The organism is Terriglobia bacterium (assembly GCA_020072645.1).
Lineage (GTDB): Bacteria > Acidobacteriota > Terriglobia > Terriglobales > Acidobacteriaceae > Angelobacter.
Genome location: JAIQGK010000029.1, coordinates 34,139 through 40,671 on the forward strand (window position 1 = coordinate 34,139; position 6,533 = coordinate 40,671).

A 6,533-nucleotide genomic window follows, 5' to 3' on the forward strand; every position below is an offset into this window, starting at 1 on the left:
CGAAGAACCATGCGAAGCTCAAACTGTTGAACCCACCCTTTCGCCGGAAGCTGAAGAAACAAGGGCCAGCATCCGCGAAAGAGTGGGGCACCGGAGGCTGGCTATTAGCTCTTAGCTAATGGTTCGCCTAACGCCCTTTGCCTGTGGCTTCGTCTTTTGCCACCTTTGTAAATCGCCAGGCCCAGCATATTGCTCAGCACCACCACGGCGCAGATCTTTGCCGCGTACACGCCAGGGTCAGCCACGTCGATAATTGGGTAAACCATGATTACCAGCGAGACCAGGCTGGAAACCAATCCTACCAGCGACAATACCTTCACCCATGTGGGCAGCGCGCTTCGCAGTGCGCGGCGGCCCAGCAGCGGCAACGCGAACAATGCCACATAGGCGATCGCGTAAAGAGCAATCGACGAGCCGGCCAGAAGCTGGCTTGCTTCCTGTTCGCGCACGCCCAGCATGCTGAAGAAGATAAGCAGCATGACCAGCGCGGCTACAAAGAGAATCGAATTCACCGGGGTCCGTCGATTCGGATGAAGGCGCGCGAACCAGCGTGGCACCAGGTTGTCCCACCCGGCGGTCATCGGCAGGCGTGTGAGGCCGGTAAAGATCAGGCTGGCGCTGGCCACTGCGCGCATCATCAGCAGAGAGATTGCCAGCGGCGCGGCCCAACCCGCGTCGCCAAAGGCGCTCCGCATGGTCTGGGGAATGGGGCCAATCACGTTGATGGGCTGTGATCCGACAAAGGTCAGCACTGAACTGGTTCCCAGAATGAACATCAGCGCAATGATAGGAGCTGAAATCACCACGGACTGCCCAATGGTGCGCGCCGCGTTGCGAGACTCGCCTGCCAGAATGGCCACGTATTCGAATCCGCTCAGCGCTCCCACGGTCATCTGGCCGAAAATTGCCAGACCAAACCATGATGGCCGCGGGGGCTGCCACGGTATTGGCTCATAGTGTGTGATGGTGCCGCGCAGCAGCGCCCACAGCGGCAGGCCCAGCAGAATCACGTACGCGGCCATCACTCCTATGCTGCCCACGTTGTGCAGCCATTTCCCAATGTCCAGGCCTCGGATCGCAACCAGAGTGATGCCGGCCATTACTCCCCCGGTCAGCACAAGCGTCGCGAGTTTGCTTGCGGGAATCCACGCTCCGGCCGCGCCCAGAATGTAGCCCAGATCTGTGGGGACAACGAAGATGATGGCGCCAGTGACAATGACCGCGTAGACCCATAGGTTCCACGCCGTGAGAAATCCGGCCATTTCGCCAAAACCGGATTTTGCCCATTGGTAGAGACCGCCCTCCAGAGGCATCATCCGGTTCAGGTATATGACCACGGCTGCCAGCGGAATGTAATAGAGAACCATCGCGCCCAGCCAGAAGGCCACGTGCGCGCGCCCTAATTTTGCCGCGATGCCCACCCACGTCGAGCCAACTACGCATAGCACCTGCGCCATGACAAGATCGCCAAGACCTAGTTCCTTACGCAGGCCTGCCTGTTCGCTCGTTGTAGTGTCTGGCACGGTCAACAATGATGCCACAATACGGCAATACCAGTCTTGCCAGCGGACGGGAGACTGTTTCAATCGCGCATCAGGCGCATCTTTTCTCGACCGCGAGCGCCAGGACCGGCGCGTTGCGTCCTACGTTGGTCCGTGAACGTCGCGGCTTTTGTGAAATGAGAACTGCGCTCGGCGCGCCATCTTCGTACGGCAGATCATTGGGGATCCAGAACCGTGTGTCACCCACGTTGATCCAGCGGCCAACGTTCTCCAGCACCATAAACTGCATTACCGCATTCGATCCGCATCGGGGGCATCTGCCATGTTCGTTGAGCCTGGCCACAATAGAACAATCCAGGCACTCAAATTCTTCCGATGGATGATCGATCGGGCTGATCAATGTACCGGTCATTTCCATCCTTTCCGTATCGCATTTCCTGTTGCTTGCAGCGAATCCCTGTTTACTCTGTGAACTCGCGGTTTTGTCATCTACTACCAATCAAAGTAACTGGATTCCACGCGGCTGCGAACTGGCAAGTCTTACAGTGGGCGGCGAGAGAACGTAGGGAGAAGAATTTGATGCGGTCACGCTGGTTTGTGAAAACGGGCCCGCTCATCCTTCTGCCTGATTTGCCGGAAGGATGAAGAGCCCGCTAAGAAGTGACGAGCACGAAGGATCTAGCTGGCCTTGGCAGTAACCGCGACGGGCTGAAACACTGTCACGATGAAACGCGCGGTGCCATTCATCGGGATGAAATTGTATGTTTCACGGACTCCAGTAGCAGGAAACGAGTCCGGTCCCTTGAAATGCGTGTTAATGCCGCCCGTGGAGAAAGCCTGCGATTTTCCAATGGCCGGAAGTTCAATGACGGGAAGCAGAACGCTGAAGTCGTTTCCGCCCGTATCAATACTCATGTGAGTTGTCACGGTGACCAATGTGCCTATGCCGGTCTCCAGGACGCGAACGGCGCTGCCGGAAAAGGTCTTGGTCTGGCCGTTCTCAGTGTAGGAAACAAATGGCTGGCCCAGGAAGTTGTGTTTCAGGTACGTGAAGGTGAGGTTACCGCCTTGCAGAGTGTATTCATTCGGCTGTACGCCTGGCATATTTACTCCTTTTTCTTTATCGATCATTAGTCTTGAGGGCCGCGTATCTTCCTTGCCGATGCGCCGTGAAATCGACCTATGGACGAAGGTCAACGATAGGCGGCCGAAGGCGCATCATTCCGGGGAGCCGGCAGTTTTTTCGGCTATAAGAGGAGTGATTCATAAGAAGAAAGTGTTTCAAAAGAAAATTACCTTAGACGTGGAGAAGAGCCTTACCACTGATAGATATGGCAGAGCGATCAGAAAGCCTAGGTTTTACAGCGGATAAACGCGATGAGCGCGATTCGGTCCGGCATCTCGCGAATATAAGGTAAGCGTGATCCCCTTGTTATGAATGTTATTCGGTTTCAAATCCTGGTCAGCGCTGATCGGCGTAATCCGGTAAAGTCTTGGCTTTTCCGGGCGGTATTATCCATCTTCATTAGTGGTGAGCTTTTGTTCTTTCTCTGCACATGCGCGGGCCGATGCGTGGTCTCATGCCGCCGCGAAAAACGTGCATCGAATCGCAACTCTTAGTAAGCTATTAAAGTTTCACGCCTTTTACTGTCCCCCACAACTATCAACGTGTCAATACTTTCCGGCGCATTTGCGTCAGCCGCGTTACCCTGCGTTTGCGCCTGGTTTGCGTCCAGTGGCGCCGGAGAATCGAGCCTGTCAATCAAGCTCACGTTCGCGCTGGGCTGCAGCCGTCCGTAGACATCGGCCGTAATTTTGATAGAGCTGTGACCAAGCTGCTCACTCACATATTTCATCGATGCGCCGCTCTGGATCATCAGTACCGCAAACGTGTGACGGAGGCAATGCGGAGTGAATCTTTGGATCCCCGCTGCTTGGCAGGCTGGGTCCATGAAGCGCAGCCCGATAGTGCGCGGCGTCAGGGGCTCGCCATCTTCACGCGGAAAAAGTAGCTGCTCGGAAAAACTCTCATCGGTTCCAAGCTGCATCGCGGCCAGCATCCGGGCCTCGCGCAATTCGAGCAAGACGGCGCGGAGCTGCCTGGACATATCCACTCGCCTTTTGCTGCCGATGGTCTTGGGTGTCTCAAAGCCGTACACCGTGAACTGCCGCGACACCATGAAATACCTGTTGGGATCGTTCTCGTCTTTTCCAAAAGCACAATCTCCCCACTTCAGCCCGATCAGTTCACCGCGCCTCATCCCGGTACGCAGCGCGGTTAGGAACAGCGGATAGCGTTCAGGGAAAAGATCACGTACCGCATCAAGGAACAATTCAGATTCCCGCTGCGTCATGCTTTCGATCTCTCGCGCCGGTTTATCTGACTTCACCATGCGGCCCAGGCAGGATGCAGGATTGCTGGTTGCCACCTTGTGCTTCACGGCATAGGTAAAAAAGCTGCGCAGGCATCCGACTATCAAGCTAATGGTCTTTTGCGCGTGAACGCATTGCCCGTTCTCTTTCTTTGTCGCCAGGGCATAAACGAAGTCCTCAACGCGCTCCGCGGTGACGGCGCTCACGCGCTGTTTTCCGAAGTAGGGTAGGATGTGGCAGTCCATGAGCCACTTGTAAAGCGCGAGGGTGGCCGGCTTCGTGTTTATCTCGATGTGTTTCTTGAGCCAGCGGTCGGCGTATTCTGAAAAGATAACGGCTCGGGCATCGTCCTCTCCGAAGATACCCATGTCGCCCTGAGCCAGTCGTCCCTCAACCTTGCGGGCGACCTCTCGCGCAATCTCAAGCGAGTTGCCGATCTTCTTCGTTTTGCGGTGGCCCTTGTAGTTGATTACCAGATACCACGATCCGCGAATCTTCTTTACCTTCACGCCCATGTGTTACTTTCCCCCGGTGACGCTGGAAAAGATTTCATCTACCAGCCGGTCCACGTCAACGCGCTCGATCTTCACCGATTGCCGCTCCATCCATGAATCGAAGGTCTGACGATTGACGCGAATCTTACCCCTGGCCTGACTCGCTGGCAATGGATCATTGTGCCGGTGTATCCATTCGCGGAGCGTCCGCTCTCCGGCACACGCATAACGGGACAGAGTTTTTAAATCCATCCACTGCGGCCATGCTGGTAGGAGTTGAGGCTGGCGAATTGTGTCTGGTGCTGCCATCACGCCGCCTCGCCCTCTTGCGCAGCGGCCAGGGCTACAATCCCGCGAGTCTCATCAAGAACAGTGGCCCGGTTTTGCTCAATGAGTCGCGCCATAGTATCGGCGTTCACATGGACGTGGCGCGCGCGGTTGATTCCTTCGCAGCTCCACTCCTGAGGACTGCGCCGGAAATGCGCAATCTGATCACCTAGCAATAAGCAGTACGTGCGCCGGACTTCTGAGGCCGCCACCAGTTCAACGGGGCGATCCTGATCGGCGAGTGGCGTAGCGTTGCTTCGGAAGGCTTGCAGTTTGTCTTTACGGATTTGTGATTTCAAAACTCTCCTCCTTTTCGCACTGTGCCTGCACCTTCCGGATACTTCTGAGATTGGGAACTGCTCTGACTGACTTTAAGTTTCAATGCACGGGCGCTGTTGCGCCTGCTTCTTTCCTTATCCTGATACACGCCATTCCCTTCGGGAAATTGTGTCTACTCCCAAAGTCGGAAGCCGGAAAAAACAAAACTCCCAGCTTCCAGAATATTTCTTACCCCAAGAGCAAAGGTCTTAAAAAAGAGTCGCGCTTATTTGAAGCAGCAAAAGCTGCCTTCCCATTACGACCGGGACGTATGGCGATTGCAGGATCAAGTACCTGCCCGTTGCCCGGAATTTCGTCCGCGGCCTGGTTGGGCGATCTTTCCGTCACCGTGATAAAAGTCTGGAGGGCCGACCCGCCGGCGAAAATGGCGAGGAAAAACAAGCCGGCGCAAATCGGGAAGACGACCATCTCCACGAATCCACCACGGGGATGTTTCTGCAGATCGACCACGTCGCGAATGCTGATGAGGGAAATCACGCCGGCCGCAGTGGCCATCAACCTACCGTGCGCGACCCCAATCCACTTCCCACCAATCGCGGTATGCAGAATTGCTGACCCAATCAGCGCGAGGCCACCCGCGAGACCGAGGACCCCAAGAACCTTGTCCCGGTTGGCCGCAACGCCTCAAGAGTCGATCGTCGACACCAGATTACACAGGGCGAGAACCACGACGATTGACGAGATTACGGCTGAGACCACTGACCCGACGCGAAGCTCACGGCGACCGTACATTTTCGCCCAACGTTGAAGGCCGCCACGCCCGGGCGCCAGTTCGGACGTGGGCTGCGAGGATTGGTTGGGCGTTCTTTTCATCACGCTCGAACGCAGTTCTGTGCCTCGGAGGAAAAGCGACCGTGCCGCCGCTTGGGCGCAACTGCGTTTGGTCGGTGGATTATTTTGCCTTGGTGATTGTTCATTCGCGGATATGCGCGTTATTAGTGGGCATTCCAACATGCGCAAAATCGGACTCAGCGCAGCTCTGTTCGCGATCTCGTTGACCGGCCTTGCCGGGCTCAGCTTCGTCTACGGCAATTTCGCGCCGCTCCTCGGTCCGATGCCCTGGCCGAGAGGCTGGACCTACGGTCTGGGGGCGATTCTCGTGGCGGCCTGCGCCGGCCTGTTCCTGACGCGAACCGTTGCCGCAAGCACAATCACCATCGCCATGTACGCCGTCGCTTGGGCGATGGCGCGCATCTCGCCCATCGTCCATGCCCCGCTCAGCGTCGGCTCCTGGTACGGGATTAGCGAAGCGGTGACCATGCTGGCGGGGGTGTGGACACTTTACGCGCTGCACCGGCGCCGCGATCACCCGACCGTCGCCACGGCGCTCACGGGTGACCGGGCGCTGCTGGCGGGACGGGTTCTCTTCGGCGGCGCCTGCCTGGTGTACGGCAGCGCGCATTTCGCATACGCGACGTACTCGTTGCCTTTCGTGCCGACGTGGCTCCCGGCGCGGATGCCGCTGGTTTACCTGACGGGGGCCTGCCACGCCGCCGCC

General features: G+C 57.1%; 8 protein-coding genes. 1 reads left to right on the forward strand and 7 read right to left on the reverse strand.

Annotation, left to right across the window (positions count from 1 at the left end; all coding sequences use genetic code 11):
• Positions 1-104 precede the first annotated feature (104 nt).
• From LAO76_26730 to LAO76_26760, 7 genes are all read right to left on the reverse strand, one after another.
• Positions 105-1,457: an APC family permease gene (locus LAO76_26730; GenBank protein MBZ5494536.1), complete on the reverse strand. Its 1,353-nt coding sequence runs from the start codon at positions 1,455-1,457 to the stop codon at positions 105-107.
• Between the two features lie 136 nt (positions 1,458-1,593).
• Positions 1,594-1,914: a hypothetical protein gene (locus LAO76_26735; protein MBZ5494537.1), complete on the reverse strand. Its 321-nt coding sequence runs from the start codon at positions 1,912-1,914 to the stop codon at positions 1,594-1,596.
• A 266-nt stretch (positions 1,915-2,180) separates the two neighbouring features.
• The gene (locus LAO76_26740) at positions 2,181-2,606 is read right to left on the reverse strand and encodes a hypothetical protein (GenBank protein ID MBZ5494538.1); all 426 of its coding nucleotides are present in this window, start codon (positions 2,604-2,606) and stop codon (positions 2,181-2,183) included.
• Positions 2,607-3,118: 512 nt separating this feature from the next.
• Positions 3,119-4,390, reverse strand: coding sequence for a site-specific integrase (locus tag LAO76_26745; GenBank protein ID MBZ5494539.1), 1,272 nt, complete (start codon positions 4,388-4,390; stop codon positions 3,119-3,121).
• Positions 4,391-4,393: 3 nt separating this feature from the next.
• Entirely contained in the window at positions 4,394-4,678 is a 285-nt protein-coding gene (locus tag LAO76_26750) for a hypothetical protein (GenBank protein MBZ5494540.1), read from the reverse strand.
• Entirely contained in the window at positions 4,678-4,995 is a 318-nt protein-coding gene (locus LAO76_26755; GenBank protein MBZ5494541.1) for a hypothetical protein, read from the reverse strand. The genes LAO76_26750 and LAO76_26755 overlap by 1 nt, the downstream gene beginning before the upstream one ends.
• A 208-nt stretch (positions 4,996-5,203) precedes the next feature.
• Positions 5,204-5,530, reverse strand: a complete 327-nt coding sequence (locus LAO76_26760) for a hypothetical protein (protein ID MBZ5494542.1) — start codon at positions 5,528-5,530, stop codon at positions 5,204-5,206.
• A 457-nt stretch (positions 5,531-5,987) separates the two neighbouring features.
• On the opposite strand from LAO76_26760, the gene LAO76_26765 reads away from it, so the two are divergent.
• Positions 5,988-6,533: hypothetical protein (locus tag LAO76_26765; GenBank protein MBZ5494543.1), on the forward strand; the 546-nt coding region annotated here is incomplete at its 3' end.

Bases quoted from the DNA above. Each gene is read 5' to 3' on its own strand.
- LAO76_26760 (MBZ5494542.1), bottom strand. From the start codon at position 5,530: ATGGCCACTGCGGCCGGCGTGATTTCCCTCATCAGCATTCGCGACGTG.
- LAO76_26745 (MBZ5494539.1), bottom strand. From the start codon at position 4,390: ATGGGCGTGAAGGTAAAGAAGATTCGCGGATCGTGGTATCTGGTAATC.
- LAO76_26740 (MBZ5494538.1), bottom strand. From the start codon at position 2,606: ATGCCAGGCGTACAGCCGAATGAATACACTCTGCAAGGCGGTAACCTC.
- LAO76_26750 (MBZ5494540.1), bottom strand. From the start codon at position 4,678: ATGGCAGCACCAGACACAATTCGCCAGCCTCAACTCCTACCAGCATGG.
- LAO76_26730 (MBZ5494536.1), bottom strand. From the start codon at position 1,457: ATGGCGCAGGTGCTATGCGTAGTTGGCTCGACGTGGGTGGGCATCGCG.
- LAO76_26735 (MBZ5494537.1), bottom strand. From the start codon at position 1,914: ATGACCGGTACATTGATCAGCCCGATCGATCATCCATCGGAAGAATTT.